The sequence below is a fragment of the Acidovorax soli genome (genome assembly GCF_900107605.1).
Lineage (GTDB): Bacteria > Pseudomonadota > Gammaproteobacteria > Burkholderiales > Burkholderiaceae_C > Acidovorax > Acidovorax soli.
This window is the reverse complement of the sequence record NZ_FNQJ01000021.1, coordinates 45,361-68,641: the sequence shown is the minus strand read 5'-3', so window position 1 is coordinate 68,641 and position 23,281 is coordinate 45,361. Positions and strand designations below refer to the sequence as shown.

Sequence of the window (23,281 nt, the reverse complement as noted above, 5' to 3'; positions counted from 1 at the left end):
GACAACGTGTCGATCACCGTCAAGCTGATCAACCCCATCGCCATGGAAGAAGGCCTGCGCTTCGCTATCCGTGAAGGCGGCCGTACCGTGGGCGCGGGCGTCGTGGCCAAGATCATTGCTTAATTCATAAGCAGAACAAGGAACTTGCCATGTCCCAGCAAAAAATCCGCATCCGCCTGAAGGCGTTTGACTACAAGCTGATCGACCAGTCCGCTGCCGAGATCGTTGATACCGCCAAGCGTACCGGCGCCATCGTCAAGGGCCCCGTGCCTCTGCCGACGCGCATGAAGCGGTTCGACATCCTGCGCTCGCCGCACGTCAACAAGACCAGCCGCGACCAGCTCGAAATCCGCACGCACCAGCGTCTGATGGACATCGTGGACCCGACGGACAAGACCGTTGACGCCCTGATGAAGCTCGACCTGCCCGCTGGCGTGGACGTCGAAATCAAGCTGCAGTAATGGCTGTTGCCTGAGGGGTGAACCCATCAGGCAATGTCTCGATAACGCGAACTTGCTTGAAAAAGCAGTTCGCGTTATACTTTAGGGCTTCGCTCGATTTGCGCCTTCAAAGGGTGTACTGCGGGCGAAGTTTTATTAACCGTCTTTCATGCACGTGAGTGCAAACGCCGCAGCCAATTGAAGTTGTGGCGGTGGAAGTTTTGGAGAAACAAATGAGTCTGAGCAACTCCCTCGGGTTGCTGGGTCGCAAAGTGGGCATGATGCGTCTGTTCACCGATGATGGGGACGCAGTGCCTGTCACGGTGGTGGATGTGTCCAACAACCGCGTTACCCAGGTCAAAACCCAAGAGAACGATGGCTACGTGGCCCTGCAGGTCACGTTCGGTTCGCGCAAAGCATCGCGCGTGACCAAGCCAGAAGCCGGCCACCTTGCCAAGGCAGGTGTGGAAGCCGGTGAAATCATCCAGGAATTCCGCGTGACCGCAGAAACCGCCGGCAAGTATGCCGCTGGTGCTGCAGTGCCTGTGGCTGATGTCTTTGCTGTGGGCCAGAAGGTCGACGTGCAAGGCACCTCCATCGGTAAGGGCTACGCCGGTACCATCAAGCGCCACAACATGAGCTCGCAGCGCGCGTCGCACGGTAACAGCCGTTCGCACAACGTGCCTGGCTCGATCGGTATGGCACAAGACCCCGGTCGCGTGTTCCCCGGCAAGCGCATGACGGGCCACCTCGGCGACGTCACCAAGACCACGCAAAACCTCGATGTCATCCGCATCGACGAAGCGCGTCAACTGCTCTTGATCAAGGGCGCTATTCCGGGCTCCAAGGGTGGGTTCGTGACGGTGCGTCCCGCCATCAAGGCCAAATCTTCCAAAGGAGCGAACTAATGCAGCTCGAACTCCTGAATGACCAAGGCCAAGGCGCATCCAAGCTGGATGTTCCCGAAACCGTGTTCGGTCGTGAATACAACGAAGATCTGGTGCACCAGATCGTCGTGGCCTACCAGGCCAACGCACGCCAAGGCACTCGCGCCCAGAAGGACCGCGAGCAAGTCCGTCACTCGACCAAGAAGCCTTTCAAGCAAAAGGGTACGGGTAACGCACGTGCAGGTATGACTTCCTCGCCACTGTGGCGCGGGGGCGGTCGGATTTTCCCGAACATGCCTGACGAAAACTTCACGCAGAAGATCAACAAGAAGATGTATCGCGCCGGTATGTCTGCCATCTTGTCGCAGTTGGCCCGCGAAGGCCGTCTGGCTGTGGTTGACTCGCTGAAGCTGGATTCGCCCAAGACCAAGGTCCTGGCCGACAAGTTCAAGGCGATGAACCTGCAATCGGTGATGGTGATCGCCGATGAAGTCGACGAAAACCTGTACCTGGCTTCGCGCAATCTGGTGAACGTGCTCGTCGTCGAGCCCCGTTACGCCGATCCCGTGTCGCTGGTCCGTTTCAAGAAAGTGCTCGTCACCAAGGGCGCAATCGACAAACTCAAGGAGATGTTCGCATGAGCACGCTCAAGTTTGACGAAGGTCGTCTGATGCAAGTGCTGGTCGCTCCCATCGTGTCCGAAAAGGCCACCATGGTTGCCGAGAAGTCCAATGCTGTGACGTTCAAGGTGCTGCAGAACGCAACCAAGCCAGAAATCAAGGCCGCTGTGGAATTGATGTTCAAGGTCGAGGTCAAGGGCGTTTCTGTGGTGAACACCAAAGGCAAGACCAAGCGCTTCGGCAAGACCGTGGGCCGCCGCGACAACGTTCGCAAGGCATACGTCACGCTGCAGCCAGGTCAAGAGCTGAACCTGTCCGGGGAGGCCGCGTAATCATGGCTGTCATCAAGATGAAACCCACTTCGCCCGGCCAACGTGCCGTGGTGAAGGTCACGCGTGACCACCTGTACAAGGGTGAAGCGTACGCCCCCCTGCTGGAGCCTCAGTTCCAGAAGGCCGGTCGTAACAACAACGGTCACATCACGACGCGCCACAAGGGCGGTGGTCACAAGCACCACTACCGCGTGGTCGACTTCAAGCGCAACAAGGACGGCATCGCCGCCAAGGTTGAGCGCATTGAATACGATCCGAACCGTACGGCCCACATCGCTCTGGTGTGCTATGCCGACGGCGAGCGTCGTTACATCATCGCTCCCCGTGGCCTGGAAGCCGGCGCTACGCTGATGAGCGGCTCGGAAGCTCCGATCCGCGCAGGCAACACGCTGCCTATCCGCAACATCCCCGTGGGTTCGACGATCCACTGCATCGAGCTCAAGCCCGGTGCTGGTGCCCAGATCGCCCGCTCGGCAGGTGCTTCGGCAACGCTGCTGGCCCGTGAAGGCATCTACGCCCAGGTGCGTATGCGTTCCGGTGAAGTTCGCAAGATCCACATCGAATGCCGCGCCACCATTGGCGAAGTGGCCAACGAAGAGCACAGCCTGCGCCAACTGGGCAAGGCCGGTGTGAAGCGCTGGATGGGTATTCGTCCTACGGTTCGCGGCGTTGCCATGAACCCGGTGGATCACCCTCACGGTGGTGGCGAAGGCCGCACCGGCGAAGGCCGTCATGCAGTCGATCCTTGGGGCAATCTGACCAAGGGTTATCGCACCCGTAACAACAAGCGCACACAGGTCATGATTGTGTCGCGTCGCAAGAAGTAAGGGGTAACAGATGACTCGCTCTCTTAAAAAGGGTCCATTTGTTGACCATCACTTGCTGGCCAAGGTTGAAAAAGCCGTTGCCACCAAGGACAAGAAACCAGTGAAGACCTGGTCGCGTCGCTCCATGGTTCTGCCCGAGTTCATCGGTCTGACCATCGCCGTGCACAACGGCAAGCAGCACGTACCTGTCTACGTCACCGACCAGATGGTGGGCCACAAGCTGGGCGAATTCGCCCTGACGCGCACCTTCAAGGGTCACCCCGCGGACAAAAAAGTCCAGAAGAAATAAGGAACGACCATGTCTGAAACACGTGCAGTCCTCCGGGGCGTCCGTCTGTCGGTCGACAAAGGCCGTCTGGTCGCTGATCTGATCCGCGGCAAGAAGGTGGACCAGGCCCTGAACATCCTGACGTTCACGCAGAAAAAAGCTGCGGGCATCGTCAAGAAGGTTCTGGAATCGGCGATCGCCAATGCCGAACACAACGATGGCGCCGACATCGACGAACTGAAGGTCAAGACCATCTACGTCGAACAAGGCACCACGCTCAAGCGCTTCACCGCGCGCGCCAAAGGCCGCGGCAACCGCATCAGCAAGCCCACGTGCCATGTGTACGTGACGGTTGGTAACTGAGGCCAAGGAAGACTATGGGACAGAAAATCCATCCTACCGGCTTCCGCCTCGCGGTCAGCCGCAACTGGTCCAGCCGCTGGTACGCCAGCAACCGCGATTTCGCGGGCATGCTGGCCGAAGACATCAAGGTGCGCGAGTACCTGAAGGCCAAGTTGAAGAACGCCGCCGTGTCGCGCATCCTGATCGAGCGTCCTGCCAAGAACGCCCGCATCACCATTTACTCGGCACGTCCGGGCGTGGTGATCGGCAAGAAGGGTGAAGACATCGAGAACCTGAAGAAGGAACTCGCGTCGCGCCTGGGCGTGCCGGTCGCAGTGAACATCGAAGAAGTGCGCAAGCCTGAAATCGATGCCAAGCTGATCGCCGACAGCATCACGCAGCAGCTCGAAAAGCGCATCATGTTCCGTCGTGCCATGAAGCGCGCCATGCAGAACGCCATGCGTCTGGGTGCCCAGGGCATCAAGATCATGTCGTCCGGTCGTCTGAACGGTATCGAAATCGCTCGTTGCGAGTGGTACCGCGAGGGCCGCGTGCCACTTCACACCCTGCGTGCCGATATCGACTATGGCACTTCTGAAGCCAAGACCACCTATGGTGTGATCGGCGTCAAGGTCTGGGTCTACAAGGGTGACACCCTGGGCCGCAACGATCTGCCAGCCGTGGAAACCCCACGTCCGGAAGAAGAGCGTCGCCCACGTGGCCCGCGCCGTGATGGCCGCCCAGGTGGCGACCGTCCAGGTGCAGGCCGTGGTCCCCGTCGTCCCATGGGTGCCAACAGCGCCCCAGCGGACGGCAGCGACAAGCCCGTCGGCGCCGGTGGTGCCGATGCAACCGCCGTTAAGCGCGTTCGTAAAGTTGACGCGCCCGCTACAGCAGCGGACGGCAAAGGAGAATAAAGATGCTGCAACCTGCTCGCCGCAAATACCGCAAGGAGCAAAAAGGCCGTAACACCGGCGTCGCAACGCGGGGTGCCTCCGTTGCCTTCGGTGATTTCGGTCTGAAGTGCACCGATCGTGGCCGTCTGACGGCCCGCCAGATCGAAGCTGCACGCCGTGCGATTTCCCGTCACGTCAAGCGTGGCGGCCGTATCTGGATCCGCGTGTTCCCGGACAAGCCAATCTCTACCAAGCCCGCAGAAGTGCGTATGGGTAACGGTAAGGGCAACCCCGAGTACTACGTGGCTGAAATCCAGCCCGGCAAGATCGTTTTTGAAATCGTGGGTGTGCCTGAAGAACTGGCCCGTGAAGCGTTCCGCCTGGCTGCCGCCAAGCTGCCGCTGCGCACCACCTTTGTCAGCCGCCTGATTGGCTCGTAATTCAGGAGAACATGCAATGAAAGCTACTGAACTGCGCCAAAAAGACGTTGCCGGCATCGAAACCGAAATCAAGGCCTTGCAAAAAGCCCATTTCGGTCTGCGCATGCAGAAGGCTACGCAACAGCTGGGTAACACCAACACGCTGCGTACCACCCGTCGCGACATCGCTCGCGCCAAGACCATTCTTGCTGAAAAGCAAGCCGCCAAGTAAGGAGCCAACATGACGGAACCTAAAAAATCCCTCAAGCGCACCTTGATTGGCAAGGTGGTCAGCGACAAGCGTCAAAAGACCGTGACGGTGCTGGTCGAGCGCCGTGTGAAGCACGAGCTCTACGGCAAGATCGTTGCCAAGTCGAGCAAGTACCACGCCCACGACGAAAATGGTGATTTCCATCTCGGCGACGTGATCGAAATCACCGAGAGCCGTCCGCTCTCCAAGACCAAGAACTGGGTTGCGACCCGTCTGGTGCAAAAGGCCGGCCTGCTCTAAGCCCTAACGGCGCAAGCCTGCAAGGACCTTCAAAACGACCCACAATGTGGGTCGTTTTGCTTTGTGGGGTGCACATTGCACCCCGGCGGACTGCCCCAGTTTCTTGGAGATGAAGATGATCAAAGTCGGTGATACCCTGCCTGCCACCACCCTGATGGAATACTCGGAAGTCGAGGGCGAAGGCTGCAGCATTGGCCCCAACCCCGTGCCCGTGGACAAGGCCACTGCCGGCAAGACCATTGCGCTGTTTGCCCTGCCTGGCGCCTTTACGCCCACCTGCTCGGCCAAGCATGTGCCCGGTTATCTGGCGAAGGCGGCCGAGTTCAAGGCGGCTGGCGTGGACGAGATCTGGTGCGTGAGCGTCAACGACGCCTTTGTGATGGGCGCCTGGGCCCGCGACCAGAAGACCGGCGACAAGGTGCGCATGCTGGCCGACGGTGATGCCGCCTTCGCCAAGGCCACGGGCCTGACGCTGGACCTGACGGGCAAGGGCCTGGGACTGCGCAGCAACCGCTATTCGATGCTGGTGCGCGACGGCAAGGTCGTCACGCTCAATATCGAAGCGCCTGGCCAGTTTGCCGTGAGCGACGCCGATACGCTGCTGGCGCAAGCCAAGGGTTGAGAATTGCTATGAAATAAATAGCTATCAGCGCATTGCATATAAGCGCTGGTAGCCTATTTCTTCAAAGAATGTCCGCCTTGAGGTAATGGGCCCCGGCAATGGGGTTGTGGTAGTAGGGTGGAATGTCCTCGAAGCCGAGGTCGGCATACAGGGCCCGCGCGGATTCCATGTCGTCCAGCGTGTCGAGCAGCACGCAGGCATAACCTTTTGCCCGGGCTGCATCCAGCGCGGCCTCGGCCAGTTGCCGGCCCAGGCCGAACCCCCGAAACGCCTTGCGCACATAGAGGCGTTTCATTTCAGCGGCATTGGGATAGTCTGCCGCGTCCAGCGGACGCAATGCGCAGCAGCCGGCAATGGTCCCATCGACCTCGGCCAGCAGCAAATCCCCGCGTGGTGGGGCATATTCACCTGGCAGCTGGGCCAGTTCGGTCTCGAAATCCTGAAAGCACAGGTCGATGCCGAGGCTATCGGCATATTCCCGGAAGATGGCGCGCACCGCATCCAGCTCATGGGGGAGGGACGGGGTCAGCAGGGTGACAGGTAGCTTTTCCACAACGCAGGCAGGCTGATGCAAAGGAACAGTGTAGCGGCACCTACGGAAGTCACTTTTTCACCCATCAAGCCTCACGCGGCCGTGGCAGATCAGGTCTCGGCCAGCAGCTTCTCGATCAGCCGGTGCAGTTCTGGAAAGTCAGGGGCGCCGACATAGCTCTTCACGATCTCGCCGCGCTTGTTCACGATGAACGTCGAGGGCGTCAGGCGCACATCGCCCCAGGCCTTGGCCACCGCGCCCGTGTTGTCGAGCGCCACCTTGAACGGCAGCTTGCGCGATTCGGCAAAGTTCACCACGTAGCTGGGCGGGTCGTAGCTCATGGCCACGGCCAGGGTGTCGAAGCCCTTGGTGTGGAATTTGTTGTGGGTGGCGATGATTTCGGGCATTTCCGCCACGCAGGTGGTGCAGCTGGTGGCCCAGAAATTGACCAGCGTCACCTTGCCGCGCAGATCGGCGGTGGTCTGGCGGGATCCGTCCAGCAGCACAAACGTGGATTCAGGTGCCACCGAGCGCCCGGCGTCCAGATACACCCATGCGCCCACGCCCACGAAAGCCACCAATGCGGCGCCGACTGCCCAATGCTTGATACCCATGACATCCTCATCCAAAAAGCGGTGGGCAAGCGCCCAAGCCCGCATTGTGCAGGACTGCCTGCCCCGACAGTTCGGCAGCCCTTTATGACCCTGGAAGACAGACCGCATTGCGCCATAAAAGTTCACCTCCTGGTGCACAGTCGCTTTGCGGCCATGTGCTGTTGCCCATAATCGGACCATGAACCGGACATTGCCCTGGGCTGCGGCCCTGCTGCTGGCGGCATGCAGCCCCGCACTGAACTGGCGCAGCGTGCCGCTGGCCGGCGCTGCGCTCACGGCCACCCTGCCGTGCAAGCCCGACCATGCCACGCGCACCGTGGAAATGGCTGGGGTGCCGGTGGAGCTGGCCATGGCGGGTTGCGAAGCCGACAGCGCCACCTTTGCCATCTCGCACGCCGCGCTGCCAGACCCGGCCCGTGCCGATGTCGCGCTGGCGCACTGGCGGGCCGCAGTGCTGGCGCGCCTGGAGGCTGCCACCGTGCTCTCCGAGCAGCCGTTTGCGTTCGCGGGCACGCTGCCACTGCCATCCTCGGTGCGCCTGGTGGCGCAGGGCCGGCGCGCGGATGGCACGGCGGTGACGGTGCAGGGCGTGTGGTTTGCGCGCGCGGTGGGCCAAGAAGTGCGGCTGTACCACGCCGTGGTGTACACCGACAAGCCCCGGCCCGACGTGGCCAACGCCCTATTTGCCGGCCTGGATTGACTGTCGGCCCGATGCCATTGCGCGCGGCCATCGGGCTGACCGTGGTGAACTCCTTTCGGCCCGCCATAATGCAAGGCAAACCATCACACCATGAGTACCAGCATTCTCATCATTGCCCACGCTCCGCTGGCCCATGCCTTGCGTGAATGTGCGCTGCACGTGTTTGCCGACTGTGGCGACAGTGTGGCGGCCCTGGACGTGCAGCCCAGCGCGGCGCCAGAAGCCAGCCTGGCCCAGGCACGCAGCTTGCTGGAGCAGCTGGGCACCCATTCCACGCTGGTGCTGACCGACCTGTTTGGCGCCACGCCCTGCAATATCGCCCAGCGCCTGGTGGACGGCGTGGGTTCGCGCCTGGTCGCGGGCGTGAATCTGCCCATGCTGCTGCGTGCCGTGAGCTACCGCGCCGAACCCCTCGATGCCGTGGTGACCCGCGCTGTCGTGGGCGGCACCCAGGGGGTGATGCAGGTGGCCATTGCAGCGCCGCAGAACCAGACTCGACGAAACTCCCATGATCAAGACCCGCACGACCATCAACAATAAGCTGGGCCTGCATGCCCGGGCGTCTGCCAAGCTGACCAAGCTGGCGGGCAGCTTTCCCTGCGATGTTTTCATGAGCCGGGGTGATCGCCGCATCAATGCCAAGAGCATCATGGGCGTGATGATGCTGGCCGCGGGCATGGGCACCGAGATTGAGATCGAGACCATTGGCGAGCGCGAACAGGAGGCCATGGATGCGTTGCTCGCGCTGATCGCCGACAAGTTCGGCGAAGGGGAATGACGGTGAGCCCCCTGCGCCCCGATTGCGCGGGAGGTGGTCCCTCCGGGGTGCGTGCGGGCAACGCGGTGGTTGAACGCTTGCCAGAAAAGGTTCTTCGATGACGTTTTCCGTCCACGGTCTCGCGGTTGCACGGGGCATCGCCATCGGCCGGGCCGTGCTGGTGGCATCAAGCCGCGTGGATGTGGCGCACTATTTCATCCAGCCCGAGCAGGTGGCGGCGGAAATCGAGCGGGTGCGCCAGGGGCGCAATGCGGTGGCCGAGGAGTTGCAGCGCCTGCAGGCCGACATGCCGCACGATGCGCCACCCGAGCTGGCCGCGCTGCTGGACGTGCACCTGCTTCTGCTGCAGGACGAGATGCTCACCGGCGGGGTCAAGCACTGGATCTCCGAGCGCCTGTACAACGCCGAGTGGGCGCTGACCACGCAGTTCGAACTGATTGCGCGCCAGTTCGACGAGATGGAAGACGACTACCTGCGCGAACGCAAGGCCGACCTGGAGCAGGTGGTCGAGCGCATCCTGCGCTACATGAAGGGCGTGGCCAGCCCCGTGGCGCCGCCTGCCAGCAGCCCGCGCAAGACCCAGCAGGACCTGCTGCTCGACGACACGGTCGATGTGCCGCTGGTGCTGGTGGCGCACGACCTGTCCCCGGCCGACATGCTGCAGTTCAAGCAGAGCGTGTTCGCAGGCTTCGTGACCGACGTGGGCGGCAAGACCTCGCATACCGCTATCGTGGCGCGCAGCATGGACATCCCGGCGGTGGTGGGTGCACGTGCAGCCAGCCAGCTGGTGCGCCAGGACGACTGGGTCATCATCGACGGCGATGCCGGGGTGATGATCGTCGATCCTTCGCCCATCATCCTGGCCGAATACGGCTTTCGCCAGCGCCAGGTGGCACTGGAGCGCGAGCGCCTGGCGCGCCTGCGCCATACACCCGCCATCACCATCGATGGCCACAAGATCGAATTGCTGGCCAACATCGAGCAGCCCGGTGATGCCGCCGCTGCCGTGCGCGCGGGCGCCGTGGGCGTGGGCCTGTTTCGCAGTGAATTCCTGTTCATGGGCAAAAATGGCAACCTACCCGGTGAAGACGAGCAGTACCGCGCGTACTGCGAGGCGATTGACGGCATGCAGGGCCTGCCGGTCACCATCCGTACCATTGACGTGGGCGCCGACAAACCGCTCGACAAGGGGGGCAAGGACACGCACCTGAACCCTGCGCTGGGCCTGCGTGCCATCCGCTGGAGCCTGGCCGATCCGTCCATGTTCCGCAACCAGCTGCGCGCAGTGCTGCGCGCGGCGGCCTATGGCCAGGTGAAGCTGCTGTTTCCGATGCTGGCGCATCGCCACGAAATCGAGCAGACGCTGGCCCAGGTCGAACTGGCACGCGCCGAACTCGACGCCCGGGGCGTGCCCTACGGCCCGGTGCAGCTGGGCGCCATGATCGAGGTGCCGGCGGCCGCGCTGATGGTGCGCAGCTTCCTCAAGTACTTCGATTTCCTGTCCATCGGCACCAACGACCTCATCCAGTACACGCTGGCCATCGACCGTACCGACGAGGCTGTGGCGCATCTGTATGACCCGCTGCACCCGGCCGTGCTGCGCCTGGTGGCCGATGTGATTGCCGAGGGCGAACGCCAGGGCAAGAGCGTGTGCGTGTGCGGCGAAACTGCGGGCGATGTGACCATGACGCGCCTGCTGCTGGGGCTGGGGCTGCGCAGCTTCTCCATGCACCCGGCGCAGATCCTGGCCGTGAAGCAGGAAATCCTGCGGGCCGACACCCGCAAGCTGGCACCATGGGCGCAGCAGGTGCTCGAAGGTGACGAGCCCGCCGCGCTGCTGGTGTCGTAGCGCATTTCATTTGCTATCCAATGTCTGGCTTTTGGCACTTTGCGGATAAGCGCGAGATGTCAGTTTTCCTTGAAATTCCTGATCAGCGTGCCCGCATCCCCATCACCGCCGCGCCGATGATCATCACCGTGGCCAGCGCAATGCTCCAGCTGAAGGGGCGGCCACTCACCACCAGCAGCAGCGCGGTGGATGCCAGCGGCGTGATGTAGCTCAGGATGCCGATGTGCCGGGCATCGCCGAGCTTGAGCGCCTTGTCCCACAGAAAGAACGAGGCCCCCAGCGGCCCCAGGCCCAGCACTGCCAGCAGCGCCCAGTCCCGCGGCTGCAGCGCCACGGCAGGCTCCAGCACGGCGTGGCACAGCAGCGAGAGCGCGCCCGACACCAGGCCAAACAGGCCGATGGCCGTGGTCGGGAATGCGGCCACGCGCTTGGTCAGCAGCGAATAGGTCGCCCAGATGAACGCCGCCGCCAGCGCGGGCAGGTAGCCCCAGGCCAGCGTGCCGCTCAGCTCGCGCCCGCCCACGATGGCAATGGCCGCACCGCCAAAACCCAGCAGGGCCGCCAGCACATGCGGCAGGCGCAGCGCCACGCCGGGCAGCACCACGGGCGCCAGCACCACGATGAACAGCGGCCACAGGTAGTTGACCAGGTTGGCCTCGACCGGCGGCGCGTGGCGCAGCGCTATGAACAGCAGGAAGTGGTAGGCAAACAGGCCATACACCCCCAGCGCCAGCGTGCGCACAGGAATGCGCCACTGCGAGGGGTCGCGCAGCACAAACGGCCACGCAGGCACGCTGCCGATGATGAGCGCGATACCCGTGAGCAGAAACGGTGGAACATGGGTGAGCGACACGCCCAGAGAGGCGAGCGAGGCCCACAGGGCGATGGCGCCCAGGGCATAGAGGTTGGCTTGCATGCACCGACTATAGGCGGTGCGAGGTGCTGCAATGCTTGGCGGCGCGGAGAGAATGCGAGCCCGGCGGGCCGCGTTCTGGTACCGTACTTACACGCCGGCGGCGTGCGCCTGCTGGTCCGCGTGGTAGCTGCTGCGCACCATGGCACCCACGGCAGCGTGGCTGAAGCCCATCTTGTAGGCCTCTTGCTCGAACATCTTGAAGGTGTCGGGGTGCACGTAGCGGCGCACGGGCAGGTGGCTGTTGCTGGGCGCCAGGTACTGGCCGATGGTCAGCATGTCGATGTCGTGCGCGCGCATGTCACGCATCACCTGCAGGATCTCTTCGTCGGTTTCGCCCAGGCCCACCATGATGCCGCTCTTGGTCGGCACGTTGGGGTGCAGGGCCTTGAACTTTTTCAGCAGATTCAGGCTGAACTGGTAGTCCGAACCGGGGCGTGCTTCCTTGTACAGGCGGGGCGCGGTCTCCAGATTGTGGTTCATCACGTCGGGCGGCGCGGCCTTGAGGATTTCGAGCGCACGGTCGTCGCGGCCGCGGAAGTCGGGCGTGAGGATCTCGATCTGCGTGGCGGGCGAGAGTTCGCGGATGCGCTGGATGCACTCCACGAAATGACCGCTGCCGCCGTCGCGCAGGTCGTCGCGGTCCACGCTGGTGATGACCACGTACTTGAGCTTGAGTGCGGCAATGGTCTTGGCCAGGTTCAAGGGCTCGTCCTTGTCCAGCGGGTCGGGGCGGCCATGGCCCACGTCGCAGAACGGGCAGCGGCGCGTGCACTTGTCGCCCATGATCATGAAGGTGGCCGTGCCCTTGCCAAAGCACTCGCCGATGTTGGGGCACGAGGCCTCTTCGCACACCGTGTGCAGCTTGTGCTCGCGCAGGATTTCCTTGATCTCGTAGAAGCGCGTGGTGGGGCTGCCGGCCTTCACGCGGATCCACTCGGGCTTCTTGAGTACTTCACCCTGTTCCACCTTGATGGGGATGCGCGACAGCTTGGCCGCAGCCTTCTGCTTGGCCAGAGGGTTGTAGGCTTCGGTGGATTGTGCTTCGCGAACGACTTCAGGGGTGCTCATGGCGTGTAGACGGCGTATGGAGGTCAGGGAGCGAGGCGAATGCTGAGCTGCTGGCCCAGCACCTGCGCGGCTTCTTCCCAGGTGGTGTGGACCCCGATTGTAGAAAGGTCGACGGTTTTCAATCCTGCGTAACCGCAAGGGTTGATGCGTTCATAGGGTTCCAGGTCCATCCCCACATTGAGCGCCACGCCGTGGTAGGTGCAGTGTCGGCTGACCTTGATGCCCAGGGCGGCAATCTTGCCCAGGCCGTCGAAGTCGGGCACGGGGGCTGCGTCGCCGGTGCGCTTTTGCGGGCGCTGGGGCAGCAACGCATGGCTGTGCGGGTCATCCAGGCGCACATAGATCCCGGGGGCGCCGCCCACGCGGTGGCCCGTCACGCCAAAATGTGCCAGCGTGCGGATCACGGCCTCTTCCATGCGGTAGACATATTCCTTGACGAAGTAGCCGGCGCGCTGCAGGTCGATCAGCGGATACGCCACCACCTGGCCTGGGCCATGGAAGGTGACCTGCCCGCCGCGATTGGTCGCCACCACCGGAATATCGCCCGGCTGGAGTATGTGATCACTTTTTCCTGCAATACCCTGTGTGTAAAGCGAATCATGCTCGCAAATCCAGAGCAAATCAGGGCTCTCGGAGGTGCGGCAGGCGGTGTAGTCCTGCATGGCTTGCACGGTGGCGGCGTAATCGACTCGGCCCAGCCTGCGGATGTCGATGGCCATGCCTTACAGCACCACTTTGACCAGGGGGTGGGACGACAGTGCCCGATACAGGTCATCGAGCTGTTCGCGGCTGGTGGCGGTGATGGTGATGGTGACGCCGAGATAATTGCCGGCGCGGCTGTCGCGCAGTTCAATCGTGGCGGCGTCGAAGGTCGGGTCGAACTGGCGTGCCAGCTCGGTGACTGCATGCACGAAGCCGTCCACCTTGGCGCCCATGACCTTGATCGGAAACCTGGAGGGGTATTCAATCAGCGAATCTTTGCGCGGATCGTTGGTCTGGCGGTCGATGCCGTTTGCGGGCGGTAGAGTGGAAGATGTCATGGTGCTGGGGATCGTGGTATCTGCTGCGGATTCAATAGCTGGCAACGCTTTGGCATTGTGCGCTACAGGCCTCGCAAGGGCATAAGGATGGTTGGTCGGATTTGCGCCGGTGGGGCGCGCGCTAGGTGTGGCGAGTTCAGGCATGGTCGTTGGCGCATCACCACAACGGCGCGCGCCAAGCATCGATCCTGGCCCCGGGATGCAGGTTTTTGTCTTGCCTCACGGGTTTTTACTTATAATTAGAGGCTTTGTAAATTTCTGGTCTTTAACGCGGGCGTCATTGAACAATGAAAACAATCGCGCCAGAGACTGAATCTGAGGCTGAAGAATCTGACTTCAAGCCCCTGACGGCCCAAGAGGCTGAACAGTGGCGCAGTCGCCATCCTCCCATTTCGGTGTGGAAGGTGGTGGCGGGTCAGGCGCTGGTTGGAATGCTGGTGGCTCTGGTGGCCTGGATTTTGACGGGCAGGGCGTCGGTGGGCTGGTCTGCCGCCTATGGTGCCCTGGCGGTGGTGGTTCCGGCTGCGCTGTTTGCCCGTGGTGTGTTTCGCCGCAAGGCGTCTGGCAATCCGCGGGCAGCCATGGTGGGGTTCTTTGGCTGGGAAGTCGCCAAGATCGTGTTGACAGTGGCGCTGCTGGCAGCGGCCCCCCGGCTGGTGCCGGGATTGAGCTGGATCGCCTTGCTGGTGGGAATGGTGATCACAATGAAAACGTACTGGGTGGCACTTTGGGTGCGGCCTGGTGTCCGAAAAACCGATTGATAGAGAGAAGAGTTGTCCGATGGCCGCAGAAGCGCACGCTCCGACTGCAAGTGAATACATCGTTCACCACCTGCAGCATCTTCAAAACATCAACCAGACCAAGATTGTCGACTTCACCGTCTTCAACTATGACTCCATCATCGTGGGGTTGGTTCTGGGTGCTCTCACGCTTTTGATTCTCTGGTCGGCCGCCCGCAAGGCGACTTCCGGTGTTCCTGGCCGCTTTCAGGCGGCTGTGGAAATTCTGGTCGAAATGGTGGATAACCAGGCCAAGGCCAACATTCACAACGCCGAAAGCCGCAAGTTCATCGCACCGCTGGGTCTGACGGTGTTCGTCTGGATCTTCCTGATGAACTTCATGGACATGCTGCCTGTGGATGCGCTGCCCGCCCTCTGGGCCCAAATCTACGGTGCAGCCGGGCACGATCCAAGCCATGCCTACCTGCGCGTCGTCCCGACCGCCGACCTGTCCACCACCCTCGGCCTGGCTTTTGCCGTGCTGGTCCTGCGCTTCTGGTACAGCGTGAAGGTCAAGGGCGCGGGCGGCTGGGCGCACGAGCTGGTGTCCGCTCCGTTCGGTACCAGCAAGAATCCCATCTTCGCCCTGATCCTGGGCGTGGTGAACCTGCTCATGCAGATCATTGAATATGTGGCCAACACCGTGTCCCATGGCATGCGGTTGTTCGGCAACATGTACGCTGGCGAACTGGTGTTCATGCTGATTGCCCTCATGGGTGGTGCGGCTGCGCTGTCGCTGTCGGGTGTGCTGCTGCCTGTGGGCCACGTCATCGCTGGCACCATCTGGACGCTGTTCCACATTCTGGTGATCACCTTGCAGGCATTCATCTTCATGATGCTGGCACTGATCTACCTTGGTCAGGCGCACAACGCGCACTAAGTTTCCCTTTCGTTTTCTTTCCCTTAACTTTTCTTTTTTAACTCAGGAGTCATCATGGAAAACATTCTCGGTCTCGTCGCTCTGGCTTGTGGTCTGATCGTTGGTCTGGGCGCTATCGGCGCTTCCATCGGCATCGCACTGATGGGTGGCAAGTTCCTCGAATCGTCGGCCCGTCAGCCCGAACTGATCAACGAACTGCAAACCAAGATGTTCATCTTGGCTGGTCTGATCGACGCGGCTTTCCTGATCGGCGTGGCTATCGCTCTGCTGTTCGCATTCGCCAACCCCTTCGCTTCGACGTTCTTGGCCAACCTGCCCAAGTAAGTCCCGTTCAACGCCACTCTAGAAAGGTGTTGCCGTGAGTATCAATGCGACCCTGTTCGTTCAGGCCATTGTCTTTCTGATCCTGGTGTGGTTCACGATGAAATTCGTGTGGCCACCGATCGCGAAAGCGCTGGATGAGCGAGCCCAGAAAATCGCCGATGGCCTCGCCGCTGCCGACCGTGCCAAATCCGAGCTGACTGCTGCCAACCAGCGTGTCGAGAAGGAGCTGTCGCAGGCGCGCAACGAAACGGCCTCGCGTCTTGCGGACGCCGACCGTCGTGCCCAGGCCATCGTGGAAGAGGCCAAGGCCCGCGCCACCGAGGAAGGCAACAAGATTGTTGCCGCTGCCCGCGCCGAAGCCGAGCAGCAAACGGTTCAAGCCCGCGAATCCCTGCGTGAGCAGGTGGCAGCACTGGCCGTCAAGGGTGCCGAGCAGATTCTCCGCAAGGAAGTCAATGCCGGTGTCCATGCCGATCTGCTCAACCGCCTCAAGACCGAGCTGTAAGGGGACATCATGGCTGAACTCGCCACCATTGCACGCCCTTACGCCGATGCCTTGTTCAAGGCTGCTACGGCGGGTGCGGGCGTCGATCTGGGCAGCACTGCTGCCTGGGTGGATGAACTGGCGGCGATTGCCGCCAACCCCCAGTTGCGCCAGCTGGCAGACAACCCCAAGGTGACGGCGAACCAGGTGTTTGACGTCTTCACGGGCGTGGCGCGGTCTGCGCTGCCCGACATGGCGAAGAATTTCCTGCGCACGGTCATCGACAACGGGCGCCTCAATACGCTCCCCGAAGTGGCTGCGCAGTTTCGCGCCCTCGTGAATCGCCGCAGCGGCTCTTCGGATGCCGTGGTGTACAGCGCCTTTCCCATGGACGGTGCGGCACTGGCCGAGGTCGGCGTTGCGCTGGAAAAGCGTTTCGGCCGCAAGCTCAATCTCACCGCGCAGCAGGATGAATCCCTGATCGGTGGCATTCGCGTAGTGGTGGGTGACGAGGTGCTGGACACTTCGGTCAAGGCCCGTCTTGAACAAATGAAAGCAGCCCTCACCGCATAACGCGGCGAGGCCTCGCGAACCAAAGAAAGAAGGAAAGAGTCATGCAACTCAATCCCGCAGAAATTTCTGAACTCATCAAGAGCCGCATCGAAGGGCTGGCCGCCAGCAGCGACATCCGCAACCAGGGCACCGTGGTGTCCGTGTCTGACGGTATCGTGCGCGTTCATGGCCTGTCGGACGTGATGCAAGGCGAAATGCTGGAGTTCCCCGCCACCGCTGACGGCCAGCCGTCCTATGGCCTGGCACTGAACCTCGAGCGCGACTCCGTCGGCGCCGTGATTCTGGGCGAGTACGAGCACATCTCCGAAGGCGACACCGTCAAGTGCACGGGCCGCATTCTGGAAGTGCCGGTGGGCCCCGAGCTGGTCGGCCGTGTGGTGAACGCCCTGGGCCAGCCTATCGACGGCAAGGGGCCTGTCAACGCCAAGCTCACCGATGTGATCGAAAAGGTTGCTCCGGGCGTGATCGCCCGTAAATCGGTGGACCAGCCCCTGCAGACCGGCCTGAAGTCCATCGACTCGATGGTGCCCGTGGGCCGTGGCCAGCGCGAGCTGATCATTGGTGACCGCCAGACCGGCAAGACGGCAGTGGCCATCGACGCCATCATTGCCCAGAAGGGCCAGGGCGTGACCTGTATCTACGTTGCCATCGGTCAGAAGGCTTCGTCGATCAAGAACGTGGTGCGCGCACTGGAACAAGCCGGTGCCATGGAATACACGATCGTGGTGGCCGCGTCGGCCTCCGAATCGGCTGCCATGCAGTACGTGTCGGCCTACTCGGGTTGCACGATGGGTGAGTACTTCCGCGATCGCGGTGAAGACGCCCTGATCGTGTACGACGACCTGTCCAAGCAGGCTGTGGCCTACCGCCAGGTTTCGCTGCTGCTGCGCCGCCCACCAGGCCGTGAAGCCTACCCTGGCGACGTGTTCTATCTGCACAGCCGTCTGCTCGAGCGCGCAGCCCGCGTGAACGCCGACTACGTCGAAGCCTTCACCAAGGGCGCCGTGAAGGGCAAGACCGGTTCGCTGACCGCACTGCCGATCATCGAAACGCAAGCGGGTGACGTGTCCGCTTTCGTGCCTACCAACGTGATTTCGATCACCGACGGCCAGATCTTCCTGGAAACCAGCCTGTTCAACGCCGGTATCCGTCCCGCCATCAACGCCGGTATCTCGGTGTCGCGCGTGGGTGGTGCTGCCCAGACCAAGCTGGTGAAGAACCTGTCCGGCGGTATCCGTACCGACCTGGCCCAGTACCGTGAACTGGCCGCGTTTGCGCAGTTTGCTTCCGACCTGGACGAAGCCACCCGCAAGCAACTCGACCGCGGTGCCCGCGTGACCGAACTGCTCAAGCAGGCACAGTACAGCCCGCTGTCCATCTCGCTGATGGCCGCCACGCTGTTCGCTGTGAACAAGGGCTTCATGGACGACATCGATGTCAAGAAGGTTCTCGACTTCGAACACGGCCTGCACCAGTTCCTGAAGACCAGCTACGCCGCACTGCTGGCCAAGCTGGAACAGGCCAAGGCCATGGACAAGGACGCAGAAGCCGAATTGACCGCAGCGATCGCCGCGTTCAAGAAGTCGTTCGCTTAAACCGGACGAGGAGCCATCATGGCAGCAGGCAAGGAAATACGCGGCAAGATCAAATCGGTGGAAAACACCAAGAAGATCACCAAAGCCATGGAGATGGTGGCTGCATCCAAAATGCGCAAGGCGCAGGACCGGATGCGTGCCGCCCGTCCCTACAGCGAGAAGATCCGCAACATTGCAGCCAACCTCGGCCACGCCAACCCCGAATACGTGCATCCGTTCATGAAAGTGAACGATGCCAAGGTGGCGGGCATGATTGTGGTGACGACCGACAAGGGCCTGTGCGGCGGCATGAACACCAACGTGTTGCGTGCCGTGACGACCAAGTTGCGTGAGCTGCAGAGCGCTGGCGTGTCCACCGAGGCCGTGGCCATTGGCAACAAGGGTTTGGGTTTCCTGAACCGTGTCGGCGCCAAGGTGGTTTCGCATGCGACGGGTCTGGGCGACACGCCCCATCTGGACAAGCTGATTGGTCCGGTGAAGGTGCTGCTCGATGCTTATGCAGAAGGCAAGATCAACGCGGTGTACCTGAGCTACACCAAGTTCATCAACACCATGAAGCAGGAATCGGTGGTGGAGCAGTTGCTCCCCCTGTCGTCCGAGCAGATGCATGCCGAGAAGACGGAGCATGGCTGGGACTACATTTACGAGCCCGATGCGCAGAGCGTCATTGACGAGCTGCTGGTCCGTTATGTCGAGTCCCTGATCTACCAGGCGGTTGCGGAAAACATGGCGTCCGAGCAGTCGGCACGCATGGTGGCCATGAAGGCCGCCACCGACAACGCCGGCAGCGTCATTGGCGAGTTGAAGCTGGTCTACAACAAGACGCGCCAGGCAGCGATCACGAAAGAACTTTCGGAAATCGTGTCCGGCGCCGCTGCTGTGTAAGCAGCTCAACCAACATCTAAATTGGAGCGAAAAATGGCTCAAGTGCAAGGCAAGATTGTTCAATGTATCGGCGCTGTGGTGGACGTTGAGTTCCCACGCGACCAGATGCCCAAGGTTTACGATGCTCTGAAGCTCGAAGGCTCGACCCTGACGCTGGAAGTGCAGCAGCAGCTGGGCGATGGCATCGTGCGTACCATTGCGCTCGGTTCTTCCGACGGCCTGCGCCGCGGCATCATGGTGACCAACACCGGCAGCCCCATCACCGTGCCCGTGGGCAAGGCAACGCTGGGCCGCATCATGGACGTGCTGGGCGCGCCCATCGACGAGCGTGGTCCTGTCAGCCAGGACCTGACCGCGTCCATCCACCGCAAGGCCCCTGCGTACGACGAACTGTCGCCTTCGCAAGAGCTGCTGGAAACCGGCATCAAGGTGATCGACCTCGTGTGTCCGTTCGCCAAGGGCGGCAAGGTGGGCCTGTTCGGTGGCGCCGGCGTGGGCAAGACCGTGAACATGATGGAACTCATCAACAACATCGCCAAGGCCCACTCGGGTCTGTCGGTGTTCGCTGGTGTGGGCGAGCGTACCCGCGAAGGGAACGACTTCTACCACGAAATGGCCGATTCCGGCGTGGTGAACCTGGAGAAGCTCGAAGAGTCCAAGGTCGCCATGGTCTACGGCCAGATGAACGAGCCCCCAGGCAACCGTTTGCGCGTGGCCCTGACCGGTCTGACCATCGCGGAATCCTTCCGTGACGAAGGCCGCGACGTGCTGTTCTTCGTGGACAATATCTACCGCTACACGCTGGCCGGTACCGAAGTGTCCGCTCTGCTTGGCCGCATGCCTTCCGCCGTGGGCTACCAGCCTACGCTGGCCGAGGAAATGGGCCGTCTGCAGGAGCGCATCACCTCCACCAAGGTCGGCTCGATCACTTCCATCCAGGCCGTTTACGTGCCAGCCGATGACTTGACCGACCCCTCGCCAGCCACAACGTTTGCCCACTTGGACTCCACCGTGGTGCTGTCGCGCGACATCGCCTCGCTGGGTATCTACCCCGCCGTGGATCCGCTGGACTCCACCAGCCGCCAGCTGGACCCGAACGTGGTGGGTGAAGACCACTACACCACGGCCCGCGCCGTGCAGGGCACGCTGCAGCGCTACAAGGAACTGCGTGACATCATCGCCATTCTGGGCATGGACGAACTGGCACCTGAAGACAAGCTGGCCGTGGCCCGCGCGCGCAAGATCCAGCGTTTCCTGTCGCAGCCTTTCCACGTGGCCGAAGTGTTCACGGGCTCGCCCGGCAAGTACGTTCCGCTGTCGGAAACCATCCGTGGTTTCAAGATGATCGTGAACGGCGAGTGTGATCACCTGCCAGAGCAGGCGTTCTACATGGTCGGCACCATTGACGAAGCCTTCGAAAAGGCCAAGAAGGTGGCCTGATTGCGCAATGGCTGACCGGTTCCGGCCGGCCAGCCTTTCGCCAATCCTGCCAACCATCTTTTCCCAGGAGCAATGATGAACACCATCCACGTCGATGTGGTCAGTGCCGAAGAGTCCATCTTCTCCGGTGAAGCGCGCTTTATTGCGCTGCCCGGCGAAGCGGGCGAACTGGGTGTGTACCCACGCCACACTCCGCTGATCACGCGCATCAAGCCCGGCTCGGTGCGCATTGAAATGGCCGATGGCAGCGAAGAGTTTGTTTTCGTGGCCGGCGGCATTCTGGAAGTTCAGCCCGACTGCGTGACCGTGTTGTCCGACACCGCCATCCGTGGTAAGGATCTGGACGACGAGAAGGCCAATGCTGCCAAGGCTGCTGCAGAAGAAGCCCTGAAAAACGCCAAGAGCGAGATCGATCTGGCCAAGGCGCAATCCGAACTGGCCGTCATGGCCGCGCAGATCGCCGCCTTGCGCAAGTTCCGCCAGAAGCGGTGAGTTGACCTTTCGGTTGATCGCCCATGAAAAAACCCGGCTTGGCCGGGTTTTTTCATGGGCACTTTGCAATCCACGGCAAATCATGCCGTGATGCACCCAGGTCACTGGATATGCGGTTCGTCGGGCAATTCGTTGGGGCGATCCCTGCTGGCGCGGGTGGGGAAATGGCGGCACAGCAGTGCTGTCACCTCGTCCACGGCCTGATCCAGACCCTGTTCGAAATATCCCGCGCGGAAGGCGGATGACATGCGGGCAACCATCTGCTGCCACTCGCTGCTGGCGACATGCGCGTGCAGCCCCCGATCGGCCACGATGTCGATCGAGTGTTCCGCCAGCAGGAGGTAGATGAGCACACCGTTATTGTGCTCGGTATCCCACACACGCAGCTTGCTGAACATCATCAGTGCGCGCTCACGAACGGGTGCCTGGCGCAGCAGATAGCTCCAGGGCAGGCCGCCTTCGGCGCAGATGCGGATCTGACCGGTATGCCGCCGTTCGCTGGCCGCGATGCGGGCAGTCAGGCGCTGCAGGGCGCTTTCCGGCAGCGCGCGGCGTACGAACGGATCATTCCAACGGTGCCACAACAGGCGGGCAAGGGCGCCAATCCAGGAAAAAGGTCCAGCCATGTTCACCAGTCTCCCGAGGCGCCACCGCCCCCAAAATCGCCACCACCGCCCGAGCTGAAACCACCGCCACCGCGGGAAGATCCGCCGTTCCAGCCACCACCGCCGCCGGTGCCTCCACCCCAGCCGCCGCCACGCCCGTGCCCGGACATGGCACGGGAGGAGGCGCTGAGCAACGTGTAGACCAGCGCGGCCAGGCCCGCCAGGCCGGCCAGCAGCACACTGGCCGTGGCCACATAAGCCACGACCCCCGCCAAGGCCCCGGTCAGCACCGTGCCCACGGCATTGCCGAGCAGGGCGCGGACCACGGGGCCAACCACCGTGACGCCCAGAAACAGGAAGATGGCCCATTCACCCCAGTCGATGGCGTCATTCTGGGCTGACGTGCGCGCCGGCGATGGCGGTTCGGGCAGGCCTTCGTTGGCGATGCGGGCGGCAATCTGCGTGACAGCGGCTTGCAGGCCGCCGGCAAAATCGCCTTCGCGAAAGCGCGGCTTCATGGCGGTGTCGATGATGCGGGCCGCGGCGATGTCAGGAATGGCCCCTTCCAGCGTCTTGGCGACCTCCAGCCGCATCTTGCGGTCGTCTTTGGCCACGAGCACCAGCACACCATCACCCACTGCGCGGCGGCCGATTTTCCAGTCGTTGGCGACGCGGTTGGCATAGCTGGCGATGTCTTCGGGGGCCGTGGTGGCCACCATCAGCACCACCACCTGCGCGCCTCGGGATTGTTCGAGGGTTGCCAGTTGCTGCTCCAGCGCCTGCAGCTGGCTGGGGGTCATCGTGCCGGTCTGGTCCAGCGCGCGGGCGGTGAGTGCCGGAACAGGTTGCAGCGTGTCAGCGCGGGCATCGCTCCAGTCAATCGCTATAAATAATATAGCTAATAGCGCAATGCGGATAAGCGCTAAAGGCATAAATGATCACATATCAGGGTTTGGATGCCGAAAAATCCACCGCGGGGGGCGTCGTGATCTGCGCCTCGTTCTGTACACTGAAAACAGGTTTGGGGGCGTAGCTGAACGCCATGGCGGTCAGGTTGGTGGGGAAGCTGCGCGCCAGCACGTTGTATTCCTGCACTGTCTGAATGTATCGGTTGCGGGCTACGGTAATGCGGTTTTCCGTGCCTTCCAGCGTCACGCGCAAATCCCGAAAACCCTGGTTGGCCTGGAGGGTAGGGTAACGCTCGGCCACCACCATCAGCCGTGACAGTGCACCCGATAGCTCTCCCTGCGCGGCCTGAAATTTGGCGAAAGCGGCGGGATCATTGAGGGTTGCCGGCGTCACCTGGATGGAGGTGGCCTTGGCGCGGGCCTCGATCACCTTGGTCAGCGTATCCTGCTCGAAGCTGGCTTCACCCTTCACCGTGGCGACGATGTTGGGCACCAGATCGGCGCGGCGCTGGTACTGGTTGAGCACCTCGCTCCAGGCGGCCTTGGACTGTTCATCCAGGCGCTGAAAATCGTTGTAGCCGCAGCCTGTCAAGAGCAGTGCAGCCGTGAGAAGGGCAAAAAGACGTTTCATGGTGGCGGGCCTGTGTCTGAAGAA

35 protein-coding genes are annotated in these 23,281 nt (G+C 62.1%); 26 read left to right on the top strand and 9 right to left on the bottom strand.

Annotated elements, in window-relative coordinates; all coding sequences use genetic code 11:
• The 13 genes from BLW02_RS13725 to BLW02_RS13665 all read left to right on the top strand — a co-directional run.
• A partial coding sequence (locus BLW02_RS13725; RefSeq protein WP_462938461.1) for an EF-Tu C-terminal domain-related protein occupies positions 1-123 on the top strand: 123 nt, incomplete at its 5' end.
• 26 nt (positions 124-149) lie between these two features.
• The gene (rpsJ, locus tag BLW02_RS13720; RefSeq protein ID WP_026437399.1) at positions 150-461 is read left to right on the top strand and encodes a 30S ribosomal protein S10; all 312 of its coding nucleotides are present in this window, start codon (positions 150-152) and stop codon (positions 459-461) included.
• 212 nt (positions 462-673) lie between these two features.
• Entirely contained in the window at positions 674-1,348 is a 675-nt protein-coding gene (gene rplC / locus BLW02_RS13715) for a 50S ribosomal protein L3 (RefSeq protein ID WP_092699417.1), read from the top strand.
• Positions 1,348-1,968 carry a 50S ribosomal protein L4 gene (rplD, locus tag BLW02_RS13710; RefSeq protein ID WP_008906425.1) on the top strand — a complete coding sequence of 207 codons (621 nt, stop codon included), beginning with the start codon at positions 1,348-1,350 and terminating at the stop codon, positions 1,966-1,968. Before rplC ends, rplD begins: the two co-directional genes overlap by 1 nt.
• Entirely contained in the window at positions 1,965-2,279 is a 315-nt protein-coding gene (gene rplW, locus BLW02_RS13705) for a 50S ribosomal protein L23 (RefSeq protein ID WP_007847815.1), read from the top strand. Before rplD ends, rplW begins: the two co-directional genes overlap by 4 nt.
• Before the next feature lie 2 nt (positions 2,280-2,281).
• On the top strand, positions 2,282-3,106 hold the full coding sequence (gene rplB, locus BLW02_RS13700; protein WP_026437400.1) for a 50S ribosomal protein L2: 825 nt from the start codon (positions 2,282-2,284) through the stop codon (positions 3,104-3,106).
• Positions 3,107-3,116: 10 nt separating this feature from the next.
• Positions 3,117-3,395, top strand: coding sequence for a 30S ribosomal protein S19 (gene rpsS, locus BLW02_RS13695; RefSeq protein WP_005796963.1), 279 nt, complete (start codon positions 3,117-3,119; stop codon positions 3,393-3,395).
• A gap of 9 nt (positions 3,396-3,404) precedes the next feature.
• Entirely contained in the window at positions 3,405-3,737 is a 333-nt protein-coding gene (rplV, locus tag BLW02_RS13690) for a 50S ribosomal protein L22 (protein WP_005796970.1), read from the top strand.
• Between the two features lie 14 nt (positions 3,738-3,751).
• Entirely contained in the window at positions 3,752-4,633 is an 882-nt protein-coding gene (rpsC, locus tag BLW02_RS13685) for a 30S ribosomal protein S3 (protein ID WP_026437401.1), read from the top strand.
• Positions 4,634-4,635: 2 nt separating this feature from the next.
• Entirely contained in the window at positions 4,636-5,052 is a 417-nt protein-coding gene (rplP, locus tag BLW02_RS13680; protein ID WP_005796975.1) for a 50S ribosomal protein L16, read from the top strand.
• Between the two features lie 16 nt (positions 5,053-5,068).
• Positions 5,069-5,263: a 50S ribosomal protein L29 gene (gene rpmC / locus BLW02_RS13675; RefSeq protein ID WP_024813779.1), complete on the top strand. Its 195-nt coding sequence runs from the start codon at positions 5,069-5,071 to the stop codon at positions 5,261-5,263.
• Positions 5,264-5,272: 9 nt separating this feature from the next.
• Entirely contained in the window at positions 5,273-5,542 is a 270-nt protein-coding gene (rpsQ, locus tag BLW02_RS13670; protein ID WP_092699415.1) for a 30S ribosomal protein S17, read from the top strand.
• Between the two features lie 115 nt (positions 5,543-5,657).
• Positions 5,658-6,164: a peroxiredoxin gene (locus BLW02_RS13665; protein ID WP_026437403.1), complete on the top strand. Its 507-nt coding sequence runs from the start codon at positions 5,658-5,660 to the stop codon at positions 6,162-6,164.
• 61 nt (positions 6,165-6,225) lie between these two features.
• Here the strand turns inward: BLW02_RS13665 and BLW02_RS13660 are convergent, their stop codons facing one another.
• Complete coding sequence (locus BLW02_RS13660) at positions 6,226-6,717, bottom strand: GNAT family N-acetyltransferase (RefSeq protein WP_092699413.1); 492 nt, start codon at positions 6,715-6,717, stop codon at positions 6,226-6,228.
• Positions 6,718-6,806: 89 nt separating this feature from the next.
• Positions 6,807-7,310 (bottom strand): peroxiredoxin family protein, encoded by a 504-nt coding sequence (locus BLW02_RS13655; RefSeq protein ID WP_092699411.1) that lies wholly within the window; start codon positions 7,308-7,310, stop codon positions 6,807-6,809.
• 178 nt (positions 7,311-7,488) lie between these two features.
• On the opposite strand from BLW02_RS13655, the gene BLW02_RS13650 reads away from it, so the two are divergent.
• From BLW02_RS13650 to ptsP, 4 genes are all read left to right on the top strand, one after another.
• Positions 7,489-8,010 carry a hypothetical protein gene (locus BLW02_RS13650; protein ID WP_092699409.1) on the top strand — a complete coding sequence of 174 codons (522 nt, stop codon included), beginning with the start codon at positions 7,489-7,491 and terminating at the stop codon, positions 8,008-8,010.
• Between the two features lie 90 nt (positions 8,011-8,100).
• The gene (locus tag BLW02_RS13645) at positions 8,101-8,550 is read left to right on the top strand and encodes a PTS sugar transporter subunit IIA (protein ID WP_092699407.1); all 450 of its coding nucleotides are present in this window, start codon (positions 8,101-8,103) and stop codon (positions 8,548-8,550) included.
• On the top strand, positions 8,519-8,788 hold the full coding sequence (locus BLW02_RS13640) for an HPr family phosphocarrier protein (RefSeq protein ID WP_026437408.1): 270 nt from the start codon (positions 8,519-8,521) through the stop codon (positions 8,786-8,788). Before BLW02_RS13645 ends, BLW02_RS13640 begins: the two co-directional genes overlap by 32 nt.
• Positions 8,789-8,885: 97 nt before the next feature.
• Positions 8,886-10,637: a phosphoenolpyruvate--protein phosphotransferase gene (gene ptsP, locus BLW02_RS13635; protein WP_092699405.1), complete on the top strand. Its 1,752-nt coding sequence runs from the start codon at positions 8,886-8,888 to the stop codon at positions 10,635-10,637.
• An 82-nt stretch (positions 10,638-10,719) separates the two neighbouring features.
• Here ptsP and BLW02_RS13630 read toward each other — a convergent pair whose 3' ends face one another.
• From BLW02_RS13630 to BLW02_RS13615, 4 genes are all read right to left on the bottom strand, one after another.
• The gene (locus BLW02_RS13630; protein WP_092699403.1) at positions 10,720-11,553 is read right to left on the bottom strand and encodes a DMT family transporter; all 834 of its coding nucleotides are present in this window, start codon (positions 11,551-11,553) and stop codon (positions 10,720-10,722) included.
• An 87-nt stretch (positions 11,554-11,640) separates the two neighbouring features.
• On the bottom strand, positions 11,641-12,621 hold the full coding sequence (gene lipA, locus BLW02_RS13625; RefSeq protein ID WP_092699401.1) for a lipoyl synthase: 981 nt from the start codon (positions 12,619-12,621) through the stop codon (positions 11,641-11,643).
• 23 nt (positions 12,622-12,644) lie between these two features.
• Positions 12,645-13,340: a lipoyl(octanoyl) transferase LipB gene (lipB, locus tag BLW02_RS13620; RefSeq protein ID WP_026437413.1), complete on the bottom strand. Its 696-nt coding sequence runs from the start codon at positions 13,338-13,340 to the stop codon at positions 12,645-12,647.
• 3 nt (positions 13,341-13,343) lie between these two features.
• Entirely contained in the window at positions 13,344-13,661 is a 318-nt protein-coding gene (locus BLW02_RS13615) for a YbeD family protein (protein WP_092699399.1), read from the bottom strand.
• A gap of 287 nt (positions 13,662-13,948) precedes the next feature.
• Here BLW02_RS13615 and BLW02_RS13610 point away from each other — a divergent pair, with 287 nt between their 5' ends.
• The 9 genes from BLW02_RS13610 (at position 13,949) to BLW02_RS13570 (ending at position 21,113) form a co-directional block, all read left to right on the top strand.
• Positions 13,949-14,422, top strand: coding sequence for an ATP synthase subunit I (locus tag BLW02_RS13610; RefSeq protein ID WP_092699397.1), 474 nt, complete (start codon positions 13,949-13,951; stop codon positions 14,420-14,422).
• Positions 14,423-14,441: 19 nt separating this feature from the next.
• Positions 14,442-15,320 carry a F0F1 ATP synthase subunit A gene (atpB, locus tag BLW02_RS13605; protein ID WP_092699395.1) on the top strand — a complete coding sequence of 293 codons (879 nt, stop codon included), beginning with the start codon at positions 14,442-14,444 and terminating at the stop codon, positions 15,318-15,320.
• Positions 15,321-15,374: 54 nt separating this feature from the next.
• On the top strand, positions 15,375-15,644 hold the full coding sequence (atpE, locus tag BLW02_RS13600) for a F0F1 ATP synthase subunit C (protein ID WP_007847749.1): 270 nt from the start codon (positions 15,375-15,377) through the stop codon (positions 15,642-15,644).
• A 34-nt stretch (positions 15,645-15,678) separates the two neighbouring features.
• Complete coding sequence (locus BLW02_RS13595) at positions 15,679-16,149, top strand: F0F1 ATP synthase subunit B (RefSeq protein ID WP_024813794.1); 471 nt, start codon at positions 15,679-15,681, stop codon at positions 16,147-16,149.
• Between the two features lie 9 nt (positions 16,150-16,158).
• Complete coding sequence (locus BLW02_RS13590) at positions 16,159-16,701, top strand: F0F1 ATP synthase subunit delta (protein WP_092699393.1); 543 nt, start codon at positions 16,159-16,161, stop codon at positions 16,699-16,701.
• A 41-nt stretch (positions 16,702-16,742) separates the two neighbouring features.
• Positions 16,743-18,296, top strand: coding sequence for a F0F1 ATP synthase subunit alpha (gene atpA, locus BLW02_RS13585; protein ID WP_092699391.1), 1,554 nt, complete (start codon positions 16,743-16,745; stop codon positions 18,294-18,296).
• 18 nt (positions 18,297-18,314) lie between these two features.
• The gene (atpG, locus tag BLW02_RS13580) at positions 18,315-19,181 is read left to right on the top strand and encodes a F0F1 ATP synthase subunit gamma (protein ID WP_092699389.1); all 867 of its coding nucleotides are present in this window, start codon (positions 18,315-18,317) and stop codon (positions 19,179-19,181) included.
• 33 nt (positions 19,182-19,214) lie between these two features.
• Positions 19,215-20,621: a F0F1 ATP synthase subunit beta gene (atpD, locus tag BLW02_RS13575; protein WP_092699387.1), complete on the top strand. Its 1,407-nt coding sequence runs from the start codon at positions 19,215-19,217 to the stop codon at positions 20,619-20,621.
• A 75-nt stretch (positions 20,622-20,696) separates the two neighbouring features.
• Positions 20,697-21,113, top strand: a complete 417-nt coding sequence (locus BLW02_RS13570) for a F0F1 ATP synthase subunit epsilon (RefSeq protein ID WP_092699425.1) — start codon at positions 20,697-20,699, stop codon at positions 21,111-21,113.
• 101 nt (positions 21,114-21,214) lie between these two features.
• On the opposite strand, the gene BLW02_RS13565 is transcribed toward BLW02_RS13570, so the two are convergent.
• The 3 genes from BLW02_RS13565 to BLW02_RS13555 are packed head-to-tail and all read right to left on the bottom strand — an operon-like array spanning position 21,215 to position 23,257.
• A complete protein-coding gene (locus BLW02_RS13565; protein ID WP_092699385.1) occupies positions 21,215-21,739 on the bottom strand; it encodes a TPM domain-containing protein in 525 nt (174 codons plus the stop codon).
• A gap of 2 nt (positions 21,740-21,741) precedes the next feature.
• On the bottom strand, positions 21,742-22,650 hold the full coding sequence (locus BLW02_RS13560) for a TPM domain-containing protein (RefSeq protein WP_092699383.1): 909 nt from the start codon (positions 22,648-22,650) through the stop codon (positions 21,742-21,744).
• Between the two features lie 13 nt (positions 22,651-22,663).
• Positions 22,664-23,257: a LemA family protein gene (locus tag BLW02_RS13555; protein WP_092699381.1), complete on the bottom strand. Its 594-nt coding sequence runs from the start codon at positions 23,255-23,257 to the stop codon at positions 22,664-22,666.
• Positions 23,258-23,281 lie beyond the last annotated feature (24 nt).

Bases quoted from the DNA above. Each gene is read 5' to 3' on its own strand.
- lipB (WP_026437413.1), bottom strand. From the start codon at position 13,340: ATGGCCATCGACATCCGCAGGCTGGGCCGAGTCGATTACGCCGCCACC.
- rplD (WP_008906425.1), top strand. From the start codon at position 1,348: ATGCAGCTCGAACTCCTGAATGACCAAGGCCAAGGCGCATCCAAGCTG.
- rpsC (WP_026437401.1), top strand. From the start codon at position 3,752: ATGGGACAGAAAATCCATCCTACCGGCTTCCGCCTCGCGGTCAGCCGC.
- rplP (WP_005796975.1), top strand. From the start codon at position 4,636: ATGCTGCAACCTGCTCGCCGCAAATACCGCAAGGAGCAAAAAGGCCGT.
- rpsS (WP_005796963.1), top strand. From the start codon at position 3,117: ATGACTCGCTCTCTTAAAAAGGGTCCATTTGTTGACCATCACTTGCTG.
- BLW02_RS13640 (WP_026437408.1), top strand. From the start codon at position 8,519: ATGATCAAGACCCGCACGACCATCAACAATAAGCTGGGCCTGCATGCC.
- BLW02_RS13665 (WP_026437403.1), top strand. From the start codon at position 5,658: ATGATCAAAGTCGGTGATACCCTGCCTGCCACCACCCTGATGGAATAC.
- BLW02_RS13590 (WP_092699393.1), top strand. From the start codon at position 16,159: ATGGCTGAACTCGCCACCATTGCACGCCCTTACGCCGATGCCTTGTTC.
- ptsP (WP_092699405.1), top strand. From the start codon at position 8,886: ATGACGTTTTCCGTCCACGGTCTCGCGGTTGCACGGGGCATCGCCATC.
- atpA (WP_092699391.1), top strand. From the start codon at position 16,743: ATGCAACTCAATCCCGCAGAAATTTCTGAACTCATCAAGAGCCGCATC.
- BLW02_RS13555 (WP_092699381.1), bottom strand. From the start codon at position 23,257: ATGAAACGTCTTTTTGCCCTTCTCACGGCTGCACTGCTCTTGACAGGC.
- atpD (WP_092699387.1), top strand. From the start codon at position 19,215: ATGGCTCAAGTGCAAGGCAAGATTGTTCAATGTATCGGCGCTGTGGTG.
- BLW02_RS13655 (WP_092699411.1), bottom strand. From the start codon at position 7,310: ATGGGTATCAAGCATTGGGCAGTCGGCGCCGCATTGGTGGCTTTCGTG.
- BLW02_RS13630 (WP_092699403.1), bottom strand. From the start codon at position 11,553: ATGCAAGCCAACCTCTATGCCCTGGGCGCCATCGCCCTGTGGGCCTCG.
- BLW02_RS13645 (WP_092699407.1), top strand. From the start codon at position 8,101: ATGAGTACCAGCATTCTCATCATTGCCCACGCTCCGCTGGCCCATGCC.
- BLW02_RS13615 (WP_092699399.1), bottom strand. From the start codon at position 13,661: ATGACATCTTCCACTCTACCGCCCGCAAACGGCATCGACCGCCAGACC.
- rplW (WP_007847815.1), top strand. From the start codon at position 1,965: ATGAGCACGCTCAAGTTTGACGAAGGTCGTCTGATGCAAGTGCTGGTC.
- rpsQ (WP_092699415.1), top strand. From the start codon at position 5,273: ATGACGGAACCTAAAAAATCCCTCAAGCGCACCTTGATTGGCAAGGTG.
- rplV (WP_005796970.1), top strand. From the start codon at position 3,405: ATGTCTGAAACACGTGCAGTCCTCCGGGGCGTCCGTCTGTCGGTCGAC.
- rpsJ (WP_026437399.1), top strand. From the start codon at position 150: ATGTCCCAGCAAAAAATCCGCATCCGCCTGAAGGCGTTTGACTACAAG.
- BLW02_RS13565 (WP_092699385.1), bottom strand. From the start codon at position 21,739: ATGGCTGGACCTTTTTCCTGGATTGGCGCCCTTGCCCGCCTGTTGTGG.
- atpE (WP_007847749.1), top strand. From the start codon at position 15,375: ATGGAAAACATTCTCGGTCTCGTCGCTCTGGCTTGTGGTCTGATCGTT.
- atpG (WP_092699389.1), top strand. From the start codon at position 18,315: ATGGCAGCAGGCAAGGAAATACGCGGCAAGATCAAATCGGTGGAAAAC.
- lipA (WP_092699401.1), bottom strand. From the start codon at position 12,621: ATGAGCACCCCTGAAGTCGTTCGCGAAGCACAATCCACCGAAGCCTAC.
- rplB (WP_026437400.1), top strand. From the start codon at position 2,282: ATGGCTGTCATCAAGATGAAACCCACTTCGCCCGGCCAACGTGCCGTG.
- BLW02_RS13570 (WP_092699425.1), top strand. From the start codon at position 20,697: ATGAACACCATCCACGTCGATGTGGTCAGTGCCGAAGAGTCCATCTTC.
- rpmC (WP_024813779.1), top strand. From the start codon at position 5,069: ATGAAAGCTACTGAACTGCGCCAAAAAGACGTTGCCGGCATCGAAACC.
- rplC (WP_092699417.1), top strand. From the start codon at position 674: ATGAGTCTGAGCAACTCCCTCGGGTTGCTGGGTCGCAAAGTGGGCATG.
- BLW02_RS13560 (WP_092699383.1), bottom strand. From the start codon at position 22,650: ATGCCTTTAGCGCTTATCCGCATTGCGCTATTAGCTATATTATTTATA.
- BLW02_RS13610 (WP_092699397.1), top strand. From the start codon at position 13,949: ATGAAAACAATCGCGCCAGAGACTGAATCTGAGGCTGAAGAATCTGAC.
- atpB (WP_092699395.1), top strand. From the start codon at position 14,442: ATGGCCGCAGAAGCGCACGCTCCGACTGCAAGTGAATACATCGTTCAC.
- BLW02_RS13650 (WP_092699409.1), top strand. From the start codon at position 7,489: ATGAACCGGACATTGCCCTGGGCTGCGGCCCTGCTGCTGGCGGCATGC.